This window comes from Streptomyces thermospinosisporus, from assembly GCF_039526425.1.
In the GTDB taxonomy this organism is placed as follows: Bacteria; Actinomycetota; Actinomycetes; order Streptomycetales; family Streptomycetaceae; genus Streptomyces; species Streptomyces thermocarboxydovorans.
Genome location: NZ_BAAAIZ010000040.1, coordinates 69344 through 89268, shown reverse-complemented (window position 1 = coordinate 89268; position 19925 = coordinate 69344). Strand labels below are relative to the sequence as shown.

The window sequence follows — 19925 nt, the reverse complement described above, 5'->3', positions numbered from 1 at the left end:
ACCGGGCCCGGCGGCCACGCAGCGACCGGGCCCGGCGGCCACGCAGCGACCGCCCCGGCGACCACTCAGCGACGACTCAGCGACGACTCAGTGACCGCTCACTCCCGCACCTCCTGATCCGTGTCCGTCCGCCCGGCCCGCTGTGCGCGTTCCGCGCGCTGCTGCTGCAGCTGGCGCAGCAGTTCCCGCTTCTGGGCCTGCGGGTCGAGCCCGCCCCCGATGCGGCCGCCGCGCTCTCCTCCGCGCAGTGCCTTGCGCCCGAGGTGCCGCCGCGTGCCCCCGACTCCCAGCAGATTTCCGGCTCCGCCACGCGTCATGGCGCTCTCCCTTCCACCCGGAGTCCCCGGACGCTCCGCCGTAACGTGACGAGACGGTTCGTCTCGTCAACTGTCCCTGTCACTGTCCAGCGAGACGCTCCGTCTTGTCAACCTGATAAATTCGGCTGCATGGCCAGCAAGCAGTCCGCGCCCGACGTCTCACGCCGCAGCGAGCGCTCCCGCCGCGCGATCTTCGACGCCGCCCTCGCCCTCGTCGCGGAGGCCGGCTATCCGAAGACCACCGTCGAGGGCATCGCCGCCCGCGCCGGCGTGGGGAAGCAGACCATCTACCGCTGGTGGCCGTCGAAGGCCGACGTGCTGCTGGACGCCTTCCTGGACCTGAGCGAGCAGGCCGCCGAGGCCGCCGGGCAGGTGCCGTACACGATCCCGGACACCGGCGACCTCGCCGCCGACCTCAAGTACGTCCTGCGGGCCACGGTGGACGAGCTGCAGGACCCCGCCTTCGCCGCACCCTCCCGCGCCCTGGCCGCCGAGGGCGTGGTCAACGAGGAGCTGGGCCGCCGCTTCGTGGCCAGGCTGCTGCTGCCGCAACTGGAGCTCTACGCCGACCGCCTGCGCTCCGCCCAGCGGGCCGGGCAGGTCCGCGCCGACATCGATCCGCGCATCGCCCTGGAGCTGTTCGTCTCCCCGCTCGCCCAGCGCTGGCTGCAGCACACCGGCCCGATCAGCTACGAGTACACCGACACCCTCGTCGACTACGCCCTGAACGGTCTGGCACCCCGCTGAGGCACCTGAACGCTCTGGCCCCGGCTGAGGAATGATCCCCCCTCGTCCCACCTGGGCGGATTGTGGGCTCCGGGCCCCCGATGCGCACGATGGTGGGACCATAGGGCATGCTGGACCGCACGACGGCGAGGGGACAGAGGCGAGGGGATAGATGAGCGCGGACTTCCATGGCCGGACCGGCCGGCAGGGCAAACTCTCCCGGTGGCTGCGAGGACGCCGCCCGAAGCAGGCCGCCGACGACGGCGGCCGTGAGGCTCTGCTGCTCGCCGCCGCCGCCGTGGGTCTGCCGCTCGCACCCGCCGCCCACCCCGTCGGATACCGCTGCTCCTGCGACCGCGTGGGCTGTCCCACCCCGGCCCGGCACCCGGTGTCCTTCGCCTGGCAGACGCAGTCGACCACCGACCGCGCCCAGATCGAACGCTGGGCCCGCCATCAGCCGCAGGCCAACTTCATCACCGCGACCGGCATGGTGCACGACGTCCTCGACGTGCCCCACGTGGCCGGTCGCGAGGCTTTGGAGCACCTGCTCGCCGCCGGGGTCGAGGCCGGCCCGGTCGCCGAGAGCGACGACGGGCGGATGTTCTTCTTCACCCTCACCCGGGGCACGCCCGAGGACGAGGACGAGTGGTGGCCCTGCGAGCTGGACTGCCACCCGGAGACCATGGACGAGCATCCGGGCCTGCGCTGGCACTGCCGGGGCTCCTACGTCCTGGTCCCCCCGGCCCGCCTCCCCGGCGACGACGGCCCCTCGGTCCGCTGGATCCGCGGCCCGGAGCACAAGCTGCCCGACCCGCTGACCATCCTGGAATTCCTCACCGACTCCTGCGCCCGGCACGCCGAGGCCGTCCCCGACTCCGCGGGCACGGCCTGGCCCCTGCGCCACCACTGACGGCACCCGGCGGCTCCGGGCGCGCCCCCGCCGACGCTCACCGGCCGACCAGATCCGCAGGCCGACGGGCGCGAGAGCCGACGTGTGCCCGGGCGACGTGCCCCCGAGGCGCCCTACTCGCCCTTCGCGGACACCAGCCCCTGGATGCGCCCCAGGACCTCCACCTCGCCGTCGCCCGCCGGGTCCAGCGCGACCTCGTTCGAGATGAACTGCATCGTCAGCGACTGCCGTATCTCCCCGGTGGTCAGCGCCAGCACGTCCTTGTTGGGCGTGGGCACCGTCGCCCCCGCGGCGGCCGTCTGCTTCTCGAAGTGCCGCGTGGTGAAGAAGACCAGCGCGCCCCCGTCCTCGGTGCGCAGCGCCAGCGGCCGGTAGTCGCCGTTCGTCACCGGCTCGTCGATGTACTGGGTGGCCAGCCCCGGCCGCTCCGACCGCTTCTTCCGCAGCGCCCGCCAGGCACTGGTGTGCGGCCCCACCGCGAACGCGTCCCCGCCGTCCTTCAGGTACGTGGCGTACTTCTGGCTCAGCTCGCCCGGCGCCACCGTCACATCGGTGGCGTTCGCGGGCACCGCCTCCGCCCAGCCGTCCTTGTCCGTCTTGAACCGCGGTATCTCGTCCGGGTCGACCAGCGTCAGATAGGCGACCTGCCACGGCTCGTCCAGGGAGTCGCGGGTGAACACCAGCAGCCAGCGGGCCTCGCCGCCCTTGTTCCCGGCCGCGTCGGCGAGGAACCAGCGGGGCCAGCCGGCCTTCTTCGGGATGGTGAACTTCGCGTCGCTCAGCTTCAGCGGGGTGTGCGAGGGATTGCCCTCGGGGTTGTTGGCCTTCCCCGCGGTCAGCCGCGCCTTGTCGATGTCGCCGAGCGGCCCGGTGGTGTACTTGGCGTCCAGGGAACTGTCGTACGCCTCATCCGCCTTGTTGTACGCGGTGGTGAACTGCTGGAGCGCCTTCGCGGCCTCGCCGCGGGTGGTCGCCGGAAGCACCTCGCGCTCGCCGTGCACCACCACACAACCGCTGGTGGCCACCGACAAGGCGGCCACCAGCAGCACGCACTTCTCAAGCCTGCGGTGCCTGCGGAGCCTTCGAAGGCCGAGATCCCTGCTCATCCGGTTCCTTCACCTTCCCCTTCCCGGAGGCGAACCCTACCGGGGCGAGGAAAAGGGCGAGCGCCGGGATCAGGTAGAGCAGCCACACCGTGACCTGGAGCACGGTCGGGTCGGGCTGGAAGTTGAACACGCCCTTCAGCAGCGTGCCGTACCAGCTGTCCGGCGGGACGGCGCCGCTGATGTCGAAGGCACGGTTCGTCAGGCCGGGCAGCAGGTCGGCCTCCTGCAGGTCGTGGAAGCCGTAGGCCAGGACGCCCGCCGCCACGACGACCAGCATGGCGCCGGTCCAGGTGAAGAACCGGGCCAGGTCGATCCTCAGCGCACCCCGGTAGAACAGCCAGCCCAGCAGCACCGCCGTGGCCAGACCCAGCGCCACGCCGATCAGCGGGCGCGGGCTGCCGTCCCCGGCCGCGTGCACCGACGCCCACACGAACAGCGCCGTCTCCAGGCCCTCCCGGCCCACCGCGAGGAACGCGGTGGCGACCAGCGCCCCCGTGCCCATCGCCAGCGCGGCCTCCAGCTTGCCGTGCAGTTCCGCCTTCAGATGGCGGGCGGTGCGCCGCATCCAGAACACCATCCACGTCACCAGGCACACCGCGAGGACCGACAGCGAACCGCCGAGCGCCTCCTGCGCCTCGAACGTCAGCTCCTGCGAGCCGAACTCCAGCACGCAGCCGAAGCCGAGGGCCAGGGCGACCGCCACGCCGATGCCCGTCCACACCGGCCGCAGCGCCTCGCGCCGGTCCGTCTTGACCAGGTAGGCGATCAGGATGCAGACGACGAGGCTGGCCTCCAGGCCCTCCCGCAGACCGATCAGATAGTTGGAGAACACCTCTCATGCCTCCCCGGTGAACAGCGACCGGCCCCACCAGTCGTCCTTGTCCCGCACCCCGGGCGGAATCGCGAACACCGCCGAACCGACGTGCTGGATGTACTCGTTGAGCGCGTCGGCCGCCAGGCTGCGCTGGATCGGGATGAAACCGGTGCGCGGGTCGCGCTGGTAGGCGAGGAAGAACAGGCCCGCGTCCAGGCGGCCCAGTCCGTCGGTGCCGTCGGTGAAGGAGTAGCCGCGGCGCAGGATCGTCGCCCCGTTGTTGCTGTCCGGATGGGCGAGCCGGACGTGCGCGTCGGGCTTCATCGCCTTCAGGAACGGCTCGTCGTGCTCCTTGGCCTTGCCGACCGGCGCGCCCTCCCGCTTGTCCCGGCCGAAGATGTCCTCCTGCTCCTGCAGGGAGGTCCGGTCCCAGGTCTCGATGTGCATCCGGATGCGCCGGGCGACCAGATAGGACCCGCCGGTCATCCAGGCGGGGCCGTCCTTCTCGCCGACCCAGACGAACTTCCTCAGCCGGTCGGTCTCGTGGCCCGCGATGTTGCGGGTGCCGTCCTTGAAGCCGAACAGATTGCGCGGGGTCTGCGCCTCGGGGGTGGTGGACGAGGTCTTGCCGAAGCCGAGCTGGGACCAGCGCACCACGACCTTGCCGAACCCGATGCGGGCGAGATTGCGGATCGCGTGCACGGCGACCTGCGGGTCGTCCGCGCAGGCCTGCACGCACAGATCCCCGCCGCTGCGGTTCGGGTCGAGGTTGTCCCCGGGGAACTTCGGCAGGTCCACCAGCGCGTCGGGACGCCGGTCCGCGAGGCCGAACCGGCCGAACAGCGACGGACCGAAGCCGATGGTCAGCGTCAGCCGGGACGGCTTGAGCCCCAGGGCCTCCCCGGTGTCGTCCGGCGGCGCCTCGGGCAGACCCCCGTACGCCCCTTCACCGACCGCCCGGCCCGCCGTCATCCGGCGTGCCGCCTCGGTCCATTCCTTCAGCAGCGCGACCAGCTCGGCGCGGTCCTCGGTCTTCACGTCGAACGCGGCGAAGTGCAGCCGGTCCTGCACCGGCGTGGCGATGCCCGCCTGGTGCGGGCCGTGGAACTCCACCGCCTCGCCGGAGACGGCGGCCGGCGCCTCGTCGGCGGTGCGCGCCATCGCCACCGCTCCGCCGGCCGCGGCGGCGCCCAGCGCCAGCCCGGCACCGCCCCAGCCGAGCAGCGCCCGCCGCGAGGGCGCCGGTGCTCTGCGTTCGGTGTCGCTCACGAGGTCCTCCCTCCGCCCGTCGCTGCCCGTCTCGTCCGTCTCGCTCATCTGGCCCATCTCGCTTCGCGCGCCGGTCACTCGACCACGGCCGCGGCGAGCCGGGACAGGGGCTCGGCCAGGGCGTTCACCGCGTCCGAGAGTTCCTTGCGCTCGGCCTTGCCGACCTTGTCGTAGGGGGTGAAGTCGTACGAGTCCTGGCCCGACCGGTACTTGTCCAGCAGCGCGTTCAGCGCCGCGAACTGCTTGTCGAGCTCCTTCACCAGCCGGGCGTCGTTCTCCTGCGCGACCGGCTTCAGCAGCGCGTACGACTTCTCCGCGCCCTCGACGTTGGCCTTGAAGTCGACCAGGTCGGTGTGCGAGTAGCGCTCCTCCTCGCCGGTGACCTTGCCGGTGGCGACCTCGTCGAGGAGCTCCTTGGCGCCGTTGGCCATGGACGTCGGGGTGATCTCCGCCTTGCCGACCCGCTTCTGCCAGTCCTTCAGGTCCTTGATGAGCAGACCGGCGAGCTCCTTCTCCTTCTCGCCGATCTTCCCGTCCTGCCACAGCGCCTTCTCCAGGCGGTGCCAGCCGGTCCAGTCGGTGGCCGGGTCCTGGCCGTCCTCCAGTCCGTCCTCGCGGACGTCGACCTTGGGGTCGATGTCGCCGAAGGACTCGGCGACCGGCTCGGTGCGCTCCCAGCCGATCCGGGACGGGGCGTAGGCCTTCTTCGCGGCTTCCAGGTCGCCGTCCTGGACCGCCTTGGCGAACTCCTGTGCCTTCGGCAGGGTCTCGTCCGCCTGGGTCTGGACGTACTCGCGGTAGGCGGCCACCGCCTTGTCCAGGCGCGGGTCGCGGCGCACCGCCTTGCCGCCGGTGGCCTTGACGGCCTGGCGGATGCCCTTGCCGCGCATGCCCGGCTTGCAGGCGATCTGGTAGTCGCCGGCCTTCACCTCGGCGGTGACGCGCTGCTTGGTGCCGGGGCCGATGTTCTCCCGCTCCGTGACCACCCGGTCGTCCGGGAAGAGGATGTAGACCTCGGTGACCTTCGACCCCTTGTTCTCGATGGCGAGCTCGACGTGCCCGGCCGGGAACTCCTTCTTGGACACCTCGCACTTGTCGTCGGTGGCCGTCACCTCGACGACTCCCTTGCCGTCGCCGCCGGCGCCCTTCTCGGTGCATCCGGTGACGGCGGCGAGGGCTGCCACGGTGGCTGCGGCGGTGACGACGGAGAGTCTGGCGGGGCGCATACGGGCTCCTGGACGTGGCCGGACAGTGGTGCGACGTACCCCACTCAAGGAAGGTGAGGCTCACCTAACATATCGAGGGAATTCCCGGTTGATACCCGGGCGTTCTGTGATCCCTCTCTCATGGGCGGTGTATGGGTACGGGCCGATCACGGTGACGTAAAACGCGCGCCATGTGCGGCTCAAGGGGAGGTCAACTCGGGTCAAGGGGGCGTCAAGGCGGCCCACGGGCGGCCTCCGGCCGATCTCGTCACCTCGGCCCGCGTGCACGATGCTTGAATGCCCCCGTGACTGACTACGACGTGCTCCGCGTCTTCTGCGGGCCCCGGGGCGGCTACGGCAATGAACTCGGCGTCGTGCGCGACGGTTCCGTCCTGCCCGAGCGGGCCGCACGGCAGGAGTTCGCGGCGAGGCTCGGCTTCAGCGAGACCGTGTTCGTCGACGACCCCGAGCGCGGCATCATCGACATCTACACCCCGACCGAGCGGCTGCCCTTCGCCGGACACCCCTGCGTCGGCACGGCCTGGCTGATCGACGTGCCCGAACTCGTCACACCCGCCGGGGTGGTGGGCGCCCGGCAGGACGGGGAGTTCTGCTGGATCGAGGCCCGCGCGGAGTGGGTGCCGCCGCGCACCCTGCGCCAGTACGCCACCGCGGCCGAGGTCGACGACCTGCCCGTGCCGCCCAAGGGGGAGTGGATCTACGCCTGGGCGTGGGAGGACGAACCGGCCGGCCGTATCCGGGCTCGCGCCTTCCCGGGCCGCGACGACGGCATCGACGAGGACGAGGCGACCGGCGCGGCGGCGCTGCTGCTCACCCACCAGCTCGGCCGGGCCCTCAACATCACCCAGGGCTCCGGTTCGCAGATTCTCACCGCGCCGCAGCCGGAGGGGTGGGTGGAGGTCGGGGGACGCGTCATCCTCGAGAAGTAGTCGGCGGACTCCGGTCGTCCTCGAGAAAGTGGCGGTGCCCACCGCTCCTCACGCCGAGAGCGGGAACTCCTCGCCCAGCGCCCGGAACACCCCGGTGTTCAGCGCGAACGCGGCCTTGCACTCGGCGATGATCCGCTGCTTCTCCAGGTCGTCCGCCGGCACCGCGTCCAGCAGCCCCCGGTACATCCGCTTGAAGGCGGCCGGGTTGGGGATGCCCTCGAAGACGTAGAAGCGGACTCCGTCGCCCTTCCTGGCGAAACCCCAGGTCCTCTCCGCCTTGTCGCGGATGATCTGGCCGCCGGACAGATCGCCCAGGTAGCGCGTGTAGTGGTGGGCGACATAGCCGCCGGGCCAGCGCTCGGCGCACTCGCGCACCCGGTCCGCGTACGCCCGGGTCGCCGGGAGGGCGGACAGCGACGCCCGCCAGCCGGGGCCGCGCAGATGCTCCAGGTCCCGCTCCAGCGAGGCCAGGCGCATCAGCTCCGGCCGGATGAAGGGGCCCGCCACCGGGTCCCCGGCCAGCCGCTCGACGGAGGTCTCCAGCGCCTCGTACACGAACCACAGCTGCTCGGTGTAACGGGCGAACGCGTCGACGCCGAGCCGCCCGCCCAGCATGTCGCTCATGAACGTCGAGGTCTCGGCCTCCACGTGCTCTTCATGAGACGCGGTGCGGATGAGCGTCGAGAAGGAGTCCATATACCGATCTTCTGTGGTTAGGCTTACCTAAGTCAATGAGGTTTGCCGACGGCCTGTCGGCAAGAGCCTACCCACGCGGGACACCGGCGGCACCTGGATCAGGGCAGGATCAGGGCAGGATCAGAGCAGAGTCAGGGCAGAGTCAGGATCTCCGCGCCCGTGTCCGTGACCACCAGCGTGTGCTCGAACTGCGCCGTCCGCTTGCGGTCCTTGGTCACCACCGTCCAGCCGTCGTCCCAGATGTCGTACTCATGGGTGCCCAGCGTCAGCATCGGCTCGATGGTGAAGGTCATCCCCGGCTGCATCACCGTGGTGGCGTGCGGGCTGTCGTAGTGCGGGATGATCAGGCCCGAGTGGAACGAGCTGTTGATGCCGTGACCGGTGAAGTCCCGCACCACTCCGTAGCCGAAGCGCTTGGCGTACGACTCGATGACCCGGCCGATCACATTGATCTGCCGGCCCGGCTTGACCGCCTTGATCGCCCGGTTCAGCGCCTCCCGGGTGCGCTCCACCAGCAGCCGGCTCTCCTCGTCCACGTCACCCACCAGGCAGGTGGCGTTGTTGTCGCCGTGCACCCCGCCGATGTACGCGGTCACGTCCAGATTCACGATGTCGCCGTCCCGCAGCACCGTGGAGTCCGGGATGCCGTGGCAGATCACCTCGTTGATCGAGGTGCACAGCGACTTCGGGAAACCGCGGTAGCCCAGGGTGGAGGGGTAGGCGCCGTGGTCGCACAGGAACTCGTGCGTCACCCGGTCCAGTTCGTCGGTGGTCACCCCCGGCGCGATGTGCTTCGCCGCCTCCTCCATCGCCTGCGCCGCGATCCGGCCGGCGATCCGCATCGCCTCGATGGTCTCCGGGGTCTGCACCTCCGGACCCGTGTACGGCGTCGGGGCGGGCTTGCCGACGTACTCGGGACGGCGGATGTTTCCGGGCACGGAGCGGGTGGGAGACAGCTCCCCTGGGACGAGCAGCGACTGGCCAGACATGCCAGCGAGTCTAAGTCAGCGGCGATGGGGGACCATCTTCGTGGTGAGAGGAGCCGGTCATGCCCCTGTTCAAGAAGCGCACGGTCGGAAAACCGGGCGAGTGGTACTACTGCCTGGAGCACAAGAAGGTCGAGGAGGGCCCCGAGTGCCCCGGCAAGGACCGCTTCGGCCCGTACGCCAGCCGCAGCGAGGCCGAGCGCGCGATGGAGATCGCGCGAGAGCGGAACCTGCAGTGGGAGAACGACCCGCGCTGGCACGACGCCCCCGCCTCCGAGCGCGACGACTGATCCCGCCCGGCACCACGGCGTAGCCGCCCGGCGCTACGTCTCTACGCCTCTACGTCTCTACGTCTACGTCTCTACGGCGTGGCCGTGCTCGCGGATCCGGCTGCCGCCGCCGTGCGCTGCTCGCGCAGCCGGACCGCGTGCTCGTTCGTCCGCACGTCGTAGGTCATCAGCTTCGGCAGGCACAGCGCCAGCAGGGCCACCGCGCCCGCGCACAGCAGCCCGCCCGACCACACCGACGTCCGCACCCCGGACCAGGCGGCCATGCCGCCCACCCGGACCTGCCCGAGCTGCGGGCCCACCGAGTACGACAGCAGCTCGATGCCGGCCAGCCTGCCGCGCAGCTCGTCGGGGATGGTCTGGTTCCACATCGCGCTGCGGAAGATGCCGCTGACCATGTCGAAGGCGCCGCCCACGGCCAGACACAGCAGGACCAGCCAGACGTTCCCGGCGACGCCCGCCGCGGCGATCGCCAGCCCCCAGCCGGCCGCCGCCAGCACCACCAGCCGGCCGTGCCGGTGCACCCGCGAGGTCCAGCCGCTGGTCAGGCTCACCAGCAGCGATCCGGCCGGGATGGCGGCGTACATCAGCCCCAGCGACCACTCGGCGCCCAGCTCGTCGGCGAGGAACGGGAGCACCGCGAGCGGCATCGCCAGGAACATCGCCGCCAGGTCGATCGCGTACGTGCCCAGCAGCTCCTTGCGGCTCCAGGCGTACCGGGCGCCCTCCGCGATCGCCGCCCAGGACGGCTTCTTCGCCGCGTGCGAGGCGGGAGAGGGGCTCAGCCCGACGGCCAGCACCACGGAGACCACGAAGGTGGCCAGGTCGACGGCGTACGCCCAGGCCAGACCGGCGAACGCGACCACAAGCCCGGCGAGCGCGGGCCCCGCGACGGCGCCCACCTGCCAGCGCAGCGAATTGAGCGCCGCGGCGGCGGGGAGCAGCTCATGGCGCACGATGCGCGGAGTGAGCGCGTCCAGGGCGGGACGCTGCACCGAGGACAGCGCGGAGGACAGCCCCGCCACCAGATACAGGGCCCAGACGGTGGGGGAGGGGAGCAGCACGTTCAGCAGCAGCACGGCGCACAGGACGCCCTGGCCCACCTCGGTCCACAGGATCAGCTTGCGCTTGTCCCAGGCGTCGGCGAGCGCCCCGCCGTAGAGCCCGAACACCACCAGTGGCACCAGCTGCACGGCCCCGATCGCCCCGACGGCCGCGGCGGAGCCGGTCAGCTCCTTGATCTGCACGGGCAGCGCGACAAAGGTCAGAAAGCTCCCGAAGTTGGTGATCAGCCCCGCCGCCCACACCCGCCGAAAATCCCCCGACTCCCGCCAGGGCCCAAGATCCGGAAGCAACGACCGACTCACAACGGCCCATCCTGGGCACCTCCAGATGCCCCGGACAAACGAATTTCCGCCCGGCTGCGTAGCTGCGGCCAGCGCGTCTCCCGTAACGGCGGGCATTCGTGCCGCATGGGGCGATGGGCGTGCCCCCGCTCGAGCGAAGCCGAGAGCGGGGGAGGGTGGGCGCAGCGGCACCCCATCAGCGGGGCTGGCGCAAACCCACCCCCGGCCGGCCCCACCGACCCGCACCAGCAAAGGGCAAAGGTCCGTTCACCACCGCGGCGGAGGCGGCGCCATCAGCAGATCAGCCACATGAGAAAGCCGCTCCCGAAACCTCCGCCGACCCCGCCGCGAGGAACCCGGGACCGCATTCTCCCCAGCCGCCGCACTCACCAGATGCTGCACCGTATCCAGATCCAGCTCACCCCCCTCCGGCACCGCCAACGTCTCATGCGCCAACCCCGGCAACTCCCCCTCCTCCGGCCCCAGCGCCAGCAACACCGCCCCCGCCCTCCGCGCATCCGACACCCGCTCCAGCAGCCCCTCACCCGGCTCCCCCGGAGCCACCACCAGCAGCGTCTCCCCCCGCCGCACCGCCTCCAGCCGCCCCGGCCCCACCGCCAGATGCGCCGGATCCGACGGCCGCGCATCATGCCGCACCAGTGTCGGCGCCAGCTCCGGCGTCCCCGACCACGCCGCCTCGTCCACCAGATGCGCCGCCAGATGCCACGGCTCGTACTCCCGCGTCCCCACCAGCAGCAGCCCGCCCCCGTGCGACACCACCGATCCCCGCAGCGCCCCCGCGAATCTCCGGGTGGCCCCCAGCCACTCCGTCCCGGCGAGCACTTCCCGCAGCAGCGCGACCCGTACCGCATCCATGCGGCGCATCCTGCCCCAACCGGTTCGCGGCGGCCCGGCGTTCGCCCGGGAATCGCCCGTCCGTAGACGGGTCGTAAAGTCGGGCCATGACCTCTACCGACAGTGCAAAGCCGCCCGCCAAGGACCCCTGGGACCTCCCCGACGTCTCCGGGTACGTCGTCGGCGTACTCGGCGGCACCGGCCCGCAGGGCAAGGGCCTCGCCTACCGCCTCGCCCAGGCCGGCCAGAAAGTGATCATCGGTTCCCGCGCCGCCGAGCGCGCCCGGGCCGCCGCCGAGGAGCTCGGCCACGGCATCGAGGGCGCCGACAACGCCGAGTGCGCCCGCCGCAGCGACATCGTGATCGTCGCCGTGCCGTGGGACGGGCACGGTGCCACGCTCGAGGCGCTGCGCGAGGAACTGGCGGGCAAGCTCGTCGTCGACTGCGTCAACCCGCTCGGCTTCGACAAGAAGGGCGCCTACGCGCTCAAGCCCGAGGAGGGCAGCGCCGCCGAGCAGGCCGCCGCCCTGCTGCCGGACTCCCGGGTCACCGCCGCCTTCCACCACCTGTCGGCCGTGCTGCTCACCGACCCGGAGATCGAGCGGATCGAGACCGATGTGATGGTGCTCGGCGAGGTGCGGGCCGACGTGGAGATCGTGCAGGCGCTGGCCGGGCGCATCCCCGGCATGCGCGGCGTCTACGCGGGCCGGCTGCGCAACGCGCACCAGGTGGAGGCGCTGGTCGCCAACCTGATCTCGGTCAACCGGCGCTACAAGGCACACGCCGGGCTCCGCGTCACGGACGTATGACCCGATGGGGGACACTGGGGGTGAAGCACCGACCGTCCGTGTCCCCCGACAGGAGACAGCCCCATGCCCCGCCTCGCCGTCTACGCCCTCGTCGTCTGCCTGCTCGCCGTCGCCGCGGCCGTCGTCTCCTTCGTGCAGGGCATGGTGCTGATGGGCGTGGTCTGGGTGCTGCTGGCGGGGCTGTCGTCCAACATGGGCTGGTACTACGTCAAGCGCGGGCGCGACGCCCGCCGCTCCTCCTCCGCCACCGGCTGACGGGCCTCACCCCCGTCACGGGGTGACCACCGGCACCCCGTCACCGGCTGACGGCCCCCACCCCCGGACACCGCGCCCGTCACCGGGTGATCGTGCACAGCTCGTCCGTCTGCCAGAAGCGGTACAGCTCGAAGCCGCAGTACGACTCGACGTCCCCGATGCCGAGGCCGCGCAGCACCGCGTCCACCGCGTCGAAGAAGGCGCCGTTGAGCGCCGGCACCCACAGCAGCGCGAAGACGAAGAGCAGTCCGAACGGGGCGAACGGCTCCACCTGGCGCCGGACGCTGTGGGCCAGCCAGGGCTCGATCACGCCGTAGCCGTCCAGCCCCGGCACCGGCAGGAAGTTCAGGATGGCCGCCGTCACCTGCAGCAGCGCCAGGAAGGCGAGCGCGTAGCGGAAGCCGGTGGGCACGCCCTCCAGCGCGTCCAGCCAGAACGGGGCGGTGCACACCGCCGCGAACAGCACGTTGGTCAGCGGGCCCGCTGCCGAGATCAGGCTGTGCCGCCAGCGGCCCCGGATGCGGCCCCGGTCGATGAACACGGCACCGCCGGGCAGACCGATCCCGCCCATGATCACGAACAGCACGGGCAGCACGATGCTGAGCAGGGCGTGCGTGTACTTCACCGGGTTCAGCGTGAGGTAGCCCTTCGCGCCGACCGAGATGTCCCCGCTGTGCAGGGCGGTGCGCGCGTGCGCGTACTCGTGCAGGCACAGCGAGACGACCCAGGCGGCCGTCACGAACAGGAACACCGCGAGGCCCGGCTGCTCCGCGAAGCCCGTCCAGGTGGCCCAGCCGGTGACCGCCATGACGGCCACGATCCCCAGGAAGACGGGGCTGATCCTCCGGTCGCTGTGGCGGGTGGCGGCGGTGGTCATGGCACTCCCTGGACTGTCGGTCACGCACGGGACGGGCGGTGGGACTGCCCGACCGTACCGGGCGCAACGGGAGAACGTCTCGCGCGGGCCGCCGGTTCCGTCGGAGAGTGGGGTCATGGGGCTGCGGCACGTGATCTACGAGGACTGGCAGATGGAGTGCTGCGGCGAGCCGTTCGCGGTCGGCGACGAGGTGGCCTGGCCCCTGCTGCTGAAGGACGCCGGCACGTTCGGCGGGGGCGGCCGGCACGACCAGCTGACCAAGCTCGGCGGAGAGGTCGCGGAGTTCCGGGACGGCGACGGCGGAGTGCGGGTGGTGCGGGACGAGAACGGGCTCACCGCCGCCCTGCAGCACGAAGCCGGCACGCGGGTCGGCACCCGGACGCCGCCCGGAGCCCGTACCCGGACGCAGGAACCGGACATGCCGCGGCCGGGCGACTGGATCCGCGCGGTCGGCCTGCTCTGCGCCGAACTGCACGGCGCCGGGGCGCCGGAGACGGCCGGCCGGGTACGGGCCGTGCAGGTGCTGGCGCAGGAGTACGCCGAGACCGCACCCGGCGGACCGGGCGGCTTCGAGCCGGTGCCCGGCACGCGGGAGCCGCGGCCGGTGCGGAAGTGCCCCAAGTGGTTCGCCCGCCGGGACGCCGGGCCCGCCCGGACGGCCGGGCCCGCCGGAGCGTGGAGTTCGCCGCCGTCGTCACCCTGGAGGTGCCCGGCACCGACTCCTGGCTCTCCTAGGGCCTGTCGCTGGATCAGCCTGCGGGAAATCGCCGGCGCCTTGTCACCACCGGTGAGCGGGGTCCGGTGCGTGCAGCTGCAAGGCGGAGGAGGGCGCCGATGCGATGGGGGTCCCTCCCGCGCGAGCGCAGCCGAGCGTGGGGGAATCGGCAACCTACGACAACGCCGCAGATGCGCGTGCCAGACCCCGCGTCCGCGGGCTGATCCGACGACAGGCCCTACGCCCTGCGCCGGGCCCGCGGCCTGCCCCTGGACGCCGCCGGGACGGAGGCCGAGGGGCTGCCCCCGGCCGCGCTGACACAGCTGCCGCACTCCCTGAGCACCGTGCGCGGGCCGCGGTGACCGGCATCGGAGCACCGGCGACAATGGACCCCGTGCGATATCGCGTCCTCGGCACCACCCAGGCCCTGCGCCCCGACGGCACCGCCCTCCCCGTGGGCGGTGCGCGGCTGCGTGCCCTGCTGACCGTGCTCGCCCTGCGCCCCGGGCGGGTCGTGCCGGTGCGCGTCCTGGTCGACGAGGTGTGGGACGGCGAGCCCCCGGCCGACGCCACCGGAGCGCTGCAGGCCCTGGTCGGCCGGCTGCGCCGGGTGCTCGGCGCCGACGCGGTCGCCTCCGACGGCGGCGGCTACCGGCTCACCGCCGCGGCCGACGACATCGACCTGCACCGCTTCGAGCGGCTGACCGGCGAAGGCCTGCGCGCCCTGGCCGACGGCGACCCGCAGAAGGCGGCCGTGGTGCTCGACGACGCCCTGACGCTGTGGCGCGGGCCCGCCCTCGCCGACCTCCCCGACTCCACCGCCGAGGCCGCCCGCGCCGAGACCCGGCGGCTGGAGGCGCTGCGCGCCCGGCACACCGCCGCCCTGGCCCTCGGGCAGGCCGAGCAGTCGCTGCCCGAGCTGACCGCGCTGTGCGACACCCATCCGCTCGACGAACCCCTCCAGGCGCTGCGCCTGCGCGCGCTGCGCGACACCGGCCGTACCGCCGAGGCCCTCGCCGCCTACGAGGACGTGCGGCGCCTGTTCGCCGACCGGCTCGGCTCCGACCCGGGCGCCGAACTGCGGGCCCTGCACGCCGAACTGCTCCGCCCGCAGCCCGCCCCCCGGGCCACGCCCGGACCCGCGCCGGCGGGGACGGCACCGCGGCGGGGCAACCTGCGGGCCCGGCTGACCTCCTTCGTCGGCCGGGAGAGAGACATCGAGGCCATCCGCGCCGACCTGTCCGCCGCCCGCCTGGTCACCCTGCTCGGACCCGGCGGCGCCGGCAAGACCCGGCTGTCGCAGGAGGCCGCCGAGACCGTACGGGACACCCTGCCGGACGGGGTGTGGCTGGCCGAACTGGCCCCCGTCGACGATCCCGCCGCCGTCCCCGAGGCCGTGCTCACCGCCGTCGGCGCCCGCGAGACCGTGCTGTACGGGGCCGGCGCCGAGAGCATGCGGGCCGTCGCCGAACGCCACGACGACCCCGTCGACCGCCTCGCCGAACACTGCGGCCGGCGCCGCATGCTGCTGATCCTCGACAACTGCGAGCACGTCGTCGACGCCGCCGCCCGGCTGGCGCAGACGCTGCTGGAGCGCTGCCCCCACCTCACCGTCCTCGCCACCAGCCGCGAACCCCTCGGCGTGCAGGGCGAGTTGCTGCGCCCGGTAGAGCCGCTGCCCGAGCCGGTGGCCCTGCAGCTGCTCGCCGACCGCGGCGCGGCCGCCCGGCCCGGATTCAGCGTCGAGGACGACCCGGAGGCCTGCGCCGAGATCTGCCGCCGGCTCGACGGACTGCCCCTCGCCATCGAACTCGCCGCCGCCCGGCTGCGGATGCTCACCCCGCGCCAGATCGCCGACCGCCTCGACGACCGCTTCCGCCTGCTCACCTCCGGCAGCCGCACCGCCCTGCCCCGCCAGCAGACCCTGCGGGCCGTGGTCGACTGGTCCTGGGAGCTGCTCGACGCGGACGAACGCGAGGTGCTGTGCCGCCTGTCGGTCTTCGCCGGCGGCTGCGACCTCGCCGCCGCCGAGGCGGTGTGCGGGCCCGCCGCGCTGGACGCGCTCGCCTCGCTCGTCGACAAGTCCCTGGTGGTGGCCGCGCCCTCCGGCGACGGCGAGATGCGCTACCGGCTGCTGGAGACCGTCGCCGAGTACGCGGCCGAACGCCTCGACGAGACCGGCCGGCGCACCGAGGCGATCCGCGCCCACCTCACCCACTACCGCGAACTCGCCCGCACCACCGACCCGTTGCTGCGCGGCGGGCAGCAGCGCACCGCCATCGAACGGCTGGAGCGCGAGTACGACAACCTGCGCACCGCCCTGCGCCACGCGCTCGCCCTGCGCGACGAGCAGGAGGCGCTGTGCCTGACGCTGTCGCTCGCCTTCTTCTGGCAGATGCGCGACCTCAGGATCGAAGCCCGCACCTGGTGCCGCGAGGTCATGGCCCTCGGCCCCGACCCGTTCGCCGAGGTCCGTCCGGCCGCCCCCGTGTGGCAGCGCTGCACCGAGAACCCGCCCCCGATGACCGGCGAGGTGCTCGCCGAGGCCCGCCGCGGGGTGCACCTGGCGCACCTGGCCTGCATGGACACCGAGCTGGACAACTGGCAGACGCCCGAGGCGCAGGACCGGCTGCGGGTCATCGCCGCAACGTACGAGCCCGGCCTGCCGCAGACCTGCCGGTCGCCCGGACTGCTGTGGATCTTCTCGCTCATGCTGACCGCCGACATGAAGCGGCTGCGTCGCGCCCTGGACGCCGCCGTCGACGTCGCCCGGCGCACCCCCGGATACGAGTGGGAGCTGGCCGGCTGCCTGCAGATCCGCGCCAATGTGCTCGCCAACCGCTCGGATTTGGCCGGCGGCGCCGCCCGTGACGCGGACGAGGCCCTGGAGATCTACCGGCGCCTGGACGACGCCTGGGGCACCGCGGAGGCGCTGGCCGCGCGCGGCGAGGCGCACGAGCGCCGGGGCCGCTACGACGCCGCGGCCGCCGACTTCGCCGCCGCGATCGAGCACGCCGAACGGCTGGGCGCCCGCGCCCAGATCGCCGTGCTGTCCGCCCGGCTGGGCAGCGCCCTGCTGGAGGCGGGGGACGCCGAACGCGGGGAGCGGATGCTGCGGGAGATCATCGAGACCACCCGGTGCGGCCACAACGAAGCCATGCCGTTCGCCCGGCTCTTCCTGGCCGGCTGGCTCGGCATGACCGGGCGCACCGCCGAGGCGCGGGAGCAACTGGAGCGGCTGCGCGAGGAGTTCCGCATCGCGCAGTACATCGTGTTCGACGCGTTCATCCTCGGCGCCGAGGGGTGGCTGGACGTGTTCGACGGGGACGACGTCAAGGCGCTGAGCACGTTCCGGCATGCGTTCGAACGGGCGCAGGACCCGGTGTGCGAGACCGTCGCCCCGCAGATGCGCAGCGGTCATATGACCGGGGCCGCGATGGCCCTCGCCGGAGTCGACGGCGGGCGGCGCGCCGGGGACGCGGCCCGCCTGCTGGGCGCCGCCGACTCCTGGCTGCTGCCGGGCCATGTGCCGGGGAAGGTGGAGGCCACCTGCCGGGCACGCACCGAGCAGCGGATCAGGGCCGCTCTCGGCGACGACGAGGCGTACGAGGCCGCCTACGCGCAGGGCGGCGGCCTCACCCCCGAGGAAGCCGCCGCCCTGCTCTGATCTTCGCCAGTCCTCCTGAGCCTTCGTCAGTCCTTGGTGCGGAACTTGTGGATCGCGACCGGTGCCATCACCGCCGTGATCGCCACCGTCCAGCCCAGGGTCAGCCACAGGTCGTGCGCCACCGGCCCGCCCACCATCAGCCCGCGCGCGGCGTCGGCCAGCGAGGACAGCGGGTTGTACTCGGTGAAGCTCTCCAGCCAGCCAGGCATCGACTGGGGCGGCGCGAAGATCGACGAGCCGAACTGCAGCGGCATCAGCACCAGGAAGCCCATCGCCTGCACCGACTGCGCGTTCTTCATGGTCACGCCCAGCATGAGGAAGATCCACATCAGGGCCGAGCCGAACACCGCGGACAGGCCCACGGCCGCCAGCAGCCCAGGCCAGTCGGTGATGTCGAAGCCGACCAGCACGCCGACGACCATCAGGATGGTGGTGGCGATCAGCATGCGCGCCAGCTCGACGGCGATCTTGGCGAACAGCACCGAGCCGCGGCCGATCGGCAGCGAACGGAAGCGGTCCATCACACCGGAGTTGAAGTCCTGGTTGAAGCCGGTGCCCACGCCCTGGGCCATGTTCATGCCCATCATGGCCATCAGGCCGGGCACGATGTACTGCACATACGCCTCCTGCCCGCCGCCCAGGGCCTGCCCGATCGAGCCGCCGAAGACGTACACGAACAGCAGGGTGAACACGATCGGGAACAGCACGGCGTCGAACATCGACTCCGGGTCCTGACGGATCCACAGCAGATTGCGGCGCACCAGGACGCCGGTGTGCCGCAGATGCCCGCGCAGCGTGATCCGCGCGTCCTGGCCGGCCTGGGCAGGGGTCAGTGCGGTGGCGCTCATACGGCGACCTCCTGGCGGGGCTCGGCGGAACCGGCGGGCTCGGTGTCCTGCAGCTCACCGGCACGGTGGCCGGTGAGCGAGAGGAACACCTCGTCCAGGCTGGGCAGTTCGGTGCTGATGGAGGCCAGGGTGACGTCCCGCGCGGTGACCGCGCCGACCACGGCCGTCAGCTGCTCGTCGCTCAGAATGGGCACGAGCAGCGCCTCGCGCTCGGCGTCCACGGTGACCGGGGCGAGGCCGGTGATGCCCAGCTCGTCCAGGGCCGCGGCCAGCGGGCGCAGCTGGAGCGGGTCCGCCGGGCGGATCCGCAGCGTGCGGCCGCCGACCTTGGCCTTCAGCTCCTCGATGCCGCCCTTCGCGATGACCCTGCCGCGGTCCACGACGGTCAGCTCGGAGGCGAGCTGCTCGGCCTCCTCCATGTACTGGGTGGTCAGCAGCACGGTCACGCCCTCGCCGACCAGCCGCTTGACCTCGTCCCACACCTCGTTGCGGGTGCGCGGGTCCAGGCCGGTGGTCGGCTCGTCCAGGAACAGCACGGCCGGGCGGCCGATCATCGAGGCGGCCAGGTCCAGCCGGCGGCGCATGCCGCCCGAGTACGTGCCCGCCGGCCGCCGGGCGGCGTCCGTGAGCGAGAAGCGCTCCAGCAGCTCGTCGGCGCGGGCGCGGGCCTCCTTGCGGGACAGGTCGAGCAGCCGGCCGATCAGGTACAGGTTCTCCCAGCCCGGCAGCTTCTCGTCCACCGAGGCGTACTGGCCGGTCAGGCCGATCACCCGGCGCAGATGCCGGGGCTGGCGGACGACGTCGTAGCCGGCGACGGTCGCGTGGCCGGCGGTGGGGGCGAGCAGGGTGGACAGGATGCGGACGAGGGTGGTCTTGCCGGCGCCGTTCGGACCGAGCACGCCCATCACGGTGCCCTCGCGCACGTCCAGATCGACGCCGGCCAGCGCCTTGGTCTCCCCGTAGTGCTTGACCAGCCCCCGCACGGTCACCGCGCCTCCGGCGCCCCCGGTGTATGTCCCGTTTCGACTCATGCCCCCGACGGTGGCAGCCCCCACCGACAGATCACCGACATCCCACCGACAGGTTCCTTGTCGGCTCCCTGCCGGCAGGGCACACCCCGCCTTCCCACCCACACCACCTGCCTCGCTCGGCCAAAAGGCCGCCCCTCCGGCGGCTTCGCCCCCGGGTCTCCCGCCCAGACCACCCGTCTCGGTCGGCCGAAAGTCCCCCACCGGGGGCTCCGCACCCCGCACCCCCGACTACCGCTTCCGCCTGCGCCCGGCCCGC

At 72.5% G+C, this 19925-nt stretch carries 20 protein-coding genes; 8 read left to right on the top strand and 12 right to left on the bottom strand.

The genetic code is table 11. The features are described 5' to 3' along the window. Nucleotides 1–98: 98 nt before the first annotated feature. The gene (locus ABD207_RS15075) at nt 99–317 is read right to left on the bottom strand and encodes a DUF6243 family protein (protein WP_344013290.1); all 219 of its coding nucleotides are present in this window, start codon (nt 315–317) and stop codon (nt 99–101) included. 129 nt (nt 318–446) lie between these two features. Between ABD207_RS15075 and ABD207_RS15070 the strand changes: the two genes are divergently transcribed. Together ABD207_RS15070 and ABD207_RS15065 are read left to right on the top strand one after the other, a co-directional pair. Further along, complete coding sequence (locus ABD207_RS15070) at nt 447–1064, top strand: TetR/AcrR family transcriptional regulator (protein ID WP_344013288.1); 618 nt, start codon at nt 447–449, stop codon at nt 1062–1064. Nucleotides 1065–1215: 151 nt separating this feature from the next. Next, on the top strand, nt 1216–1953 hold the full coding sequence (locus ABD207_RS15065) for a bifunctional DNA primase/polymerase (RefSeq protein ID WP_344013285.1): 738 nt from the start codon (nt 1216–1218) through the stop codon (nt 1951–1953). A 113-nt stretch (nt 1954–2066) separates the two neighbouring features. On the opposite strand, the gene ABD207_RS15060 is transcribed toward ABD207_RS15065, so the two are convergent. From ABD207_RS15060 to efeO, 4 genes are read right to left on the bottom strand one after another with little or no spacing between them, the layout of a single operon-like run. Continuing rightward, nucleotides 2067–3059, bottom strand: coding sequence for an SCO2278 family lipoprotein (locus tag ABD207_RS15060; protein WP_344013284.1), 993 nt, complete (start codon nt 3057–3059; stop codon nt 2067–2069). Beyond that, nucleotides 3010–3891, bottom strand: coding sequence for an iron uptake transporter permease EfeU (gene efeU, locus ABD207_RS15055; protein ID WP_344013283.1), 882 nt, complete (start codon nt 3889–3891; stop codon nt 3010–3012). Before efeU ends, ABD207_RS15060 begins: the two co-directional genes overlap by 50 nt. A gap of 3 nt (nt 3892–3894) precedes the next feature. Then, on the bottom strand, nt 3895–5190 hold the full coding sequence (gene efeB / locus ABD207_RS15050; protein WP_425580724.1) for an iron uptake transporter deferrochelatase/peroxidase subunit: 1296 nt from the start codon (nt 5188–5190) through the stop codon (nt 3895–3897). A 26-nt stretch (nt 5191–5216) separates the two neighbouring features. After that, nucleotides 5217–6368, bottom strand: a complete 1152-nt coding sequence (gene efeO, locus ABD207_RS15045) for an iron uptake system protein EfeO (protein ID WP_344013281.1) — start codon at nt 6366–6368, stop codon at nt 5217–5219. Nucleotides 6369–6652: 284 nt separating this feature from the next. On the opposite strand from efeO, the gene ABD207_RS15040 reads away from it, so the two are divergent. Then, the gene (locus ABD207_RS15040) at nt 6653–7297 is read left to right on the top strand and encodes a PhzF family phenazine biosynthesis protein (RefSeq protein ID WP_344013280.1); all 645 of its coding nucleotides are present in this window, start codon (nt 6653–6655) and stop codon (nt 7295–7297) included. A 48-nt stretch (nt 7298–7345) separates the two neighbouring features. On the opposite strand, the gene ABD207_RS15035 is transcribed toward ABD207_RS15040, so the two are convergent. Next, a complete protein-coding gene (locus ABD207_RS15035) occupies nt 7346–7993 on the bottom strand; it encodes a biliverdin-producing heme oxygenase (protein WP_344013278.1) in 648 nt (215 codons plus the stop codon). A gap of 131 nt (nt 7994–8124) precedes the next feature. Next, nucleotides 8125–8982, bottom strand: a complete 858-nt coding sequence (map, locus tag ABD207_RS15030) for a type I methionyl aminopeptidase (RefSeq protein ID WP_344013276.1) — start codon at nt 8980–8982, stop codon at nt 8125–8127. A gap of 59 nt (nt 8983–9041) precedes the next feature. Here map and ABD207_RS15025 point away from each other — a divergent pair, with 59 nt between their 5' ends. Beyond that, entirely contained in the window at nt 9042–9269 is a 228-nt protein-coding gene (locus tag ABD207_RS15025) for a hypothetical protein (protein ID WP_344013275.1), read from the top strand. Between the two features lie 71 nt (nt 9270–9340). Here the strand turns inward: ABD207_RS15025 and ABD207_RS15020 are convergent, their stop codons facing one another. Further along, entirely contained in the window at nt 9341–10633 is a 1293-nt protein-coding gene (locus ABD207_RS15020) for an MFS transporter (protein ID WP_344013273.1), read from the bottom strand. Nucleotides 10634–10879: 246 nt separating this feature from the next. Next, complete coding sequence (locus ABD207_RS15015; protein ID WP_344013272.1) at nt 10880–11488, bottom strand: hypothetical protein; 609 nt, start codon at nt 11486–11488, stop codon at nt 10880–10882. 86 nt (nt 11489–11574) lie between these two features. Here ABD207_RS15015 and npdG point away from each other — a divergent pair, with 86 nt between their 5' ends. Both npdG and ABD207_RS15005 read left to right on the top strand, forming a co-directional pair. Continuing rightward, nucleotides 11575–12276, top strand: coding sequence for an NADPH-dependent F420 reductase (npdG, locus tag ABD207_RS15010; RefSeq protein WP_344013271.1), 702 nt, complete (start codon nt 11575–11577; stop codon nt 12274–12276). A gap of 63 nt (nt 12277–12339) precedes the next feature. Beyond that, the gene (locus ABD207_RS15005; protein ID WP_344013270.1) at nt 12340–12531 is read left to right on the top strand and encodes a hypothetical protein; all 192 of its coding nucleotides are present in this window, start codon (nt 12340–12342) and stop codon (nt 12529–12531) included. 79 nt (nt 12532–12610) lie between these two features. Here the strand turns inward: ABD207_RS15005 and ABD207_RS15000 are convergent, their stop codons facing one another. After that, nucleotides 12611–13408, bottom strand: a complete 798-nt coding sequence (locus tag ABD207_RS15000; protein ID WP_344013268.1) for a site-2 protease family protein — start codon at nt 13406–13408, stop codon at nt 12611–12613. Nucleotides 13409–13523: 115 nt separating this feature from the next. On the opposite strand from ABD207_RS15000, the gene ABD207_RS14995 reads away from it, so the two are divergent. Both ABD207_RS14995 and ABD207_RS14990 read left to right on the top strand, forming a co-directional pair. Then, nucleotides 13524–14441, top strand: coding sequence for a DUF6578 domain-containing protein (locus tag ABD207_RS14995; RefSeq protein WP_344013265.1), 918 nt, complete (start codon nt 13524–13526; stop codon nt 14439–14441). Between the two features lie 67 nt (nt 14442–14508). After that, nucleotides 14509–17790, top strand: coding sequence for an AfsR/SARP family transcriptional regulator (locus ABD207_RS14990; RefSeq protein ID WP_344013263.1), 3282 nt, complete (start codon nt 14509–14511; stop codon nt 17788–17790). Between the two features lie 26 nt (nt 17791–17816). Here ABD207_RS14990 and ABD207_RS14985 read toward each other — a convergent pair whose 3' ends face one another. Together ABD207_RS14985 and ABD207_RS14980 are read right to left on the bottom strand one after the other, a co-directional pair. Next, nucleotides 17817–18638 (bottom strand): ABC transporter permease, encoded by an 822-nt coding sequence (locus ABD207_RS14985; RefSeq protein ID WP_344013261.1) that lies wholly within the window; start codon nt 18636–18638, stop codon nt 17817–17819. Then, on the bottom strand, nt 18635–19669 hold the full coding sequence (locus tag ABD207_RS14980) for an ATP-binding cassette domain-containing protein (protein ID WP_344013259.1): 1035 nt from the start codon (nt 19667–19669) through the stop codon (nt 18635–18637). Before ABD207_RS14980 ends, ABD207_RS14985 begins: the two co-directional genes overlap by 4 nt. Between the last annotated feature and the right edge of the window lie 256 nt (nt 19670–19925).

Excerpts from the sequence above, each read along its gene's own strand:
- ABD207_RS14980 (WP_344013259.1), bottom strand. The coding sequence starts at position 19,669 with ATGAGTCGAAACGGGACATACACCGGGGGCGCCGGAGGCGCGGTGACC.
- ABD207_RS15025 (WP_344013275.1), top strand. The coding sequence starts at position 9,042 with ATGCCCCTGTTCAAGAAGCGCACGGTCGGAAAACCGGGCGAGTGGTAC.
- map (WP_344013276.1), bottom strand. The coding sequence starts at position 8,982 with ATGTCTGGCCAGTCGCTGCTCGTCCCAGGGGAGCTGTCTCCCACCCGC.
- ABD207_RS14990 (WP_344013263.1), top strand. The coding sequence starts at position 14,509 with ATGGACCCCGTGCGATATCGCGTCCTCGGCACCACCCAGGCCCTGCGC.
- npdG (WP_344013271.1), top strand. The coding sequence starts at position 11,575 with ATGACCTCTACCGACAGTGCAAAGCCGCCCGCCAAGGACCCCTGGGAC.
- ABD207_RS15065 (WP_344013285.1), top strand. The coding sequence starts at position 1,216 with ATGAGCGCGGACTTCCATGGCCGGACCGGCCGGCAGGGCAAACTCTCC.
- ABD207_RS15060 (WP_344013284.1), bottom strand. The coding sequence starts at position 3,059 with ATGAGCAGGGATCTCGGCCTTCGAAGGCTCCGCAGGCACCGCAGGCTT.
- ABD207_RS15015 (WP_344013272.1), bottom strand. The coding sequence starts at position 11,488 with ATGGATGCGGTACGGGTCGCGCTGCTGCGGGAAGTGCTCGCCGGGACG.
- ABD207_RS15075 (WP_344013290.1), bottom strand. The coding sequence starts at position 317 with ATGACGCGTGGCGGAGCCGGAAATCTGCTGGGAGTCGGGGGCACGCGG.
- ABD207_RS15035 (WP_344013278.1), bottom strand. The coding sequence starts at position 7,993 with ATGGACTCCTTCTCGACGCTCATCCGCACCGCGTCTCATGAAGAGCAC.
- ABD207_RS15005 (WP_344013270.1), top strand. The coding sequence starts at position 12,340 with ATGCCCCGCCTCGCCGTCTACGCCCTCGTCGTCTGCCTGCTCGCCGTC.
- ABD207_RS15000 (WP_344013268.1), bottom strand. The coding sequence starts at position 13,408 with ATGACCACCGCCGCCACCCGCCACAGCGACCGGAGGATCAGCCCCGTC.
- ABD207_RS15070 (WP_344013288.1), top strand. The coding sequence starts at position 447 with ATGGCCAGCAAGCAGTCCGCGCCCGACGTCTCACGCCGCAGCGAGCGC.
- ABD207_RS14995 (WP_344013265.1), top strand. The coding sequence starts at position 13,524 with ATGGGGCTGCGGCACGTGATCTACGAGGACTGGCAGATGGAGTGCTGC.
- ABD207_RS14985 (WP_344013261.1), bottom strand. The coding sequence starts at position 18,638 with ATGAGCGCCACCGCACTGACCCCTGCCCAGGCCGGCCAGGACGCGCGG.
- efeO (WP_344013281.1), bottom strand. The coding sequence starts at position 6,368 with ATGCGCCCCGCCAGACTCTCCGTCGTCACCGCCGCAGCCACCGTGGCA.
- efeB (WP_425580724.1), bottom strand. The coding sequence starts at position 5,190 with ATGAGCGAGACGGACGAGACGGGCAGCGACGGGCGGAGGGAGGACCTC.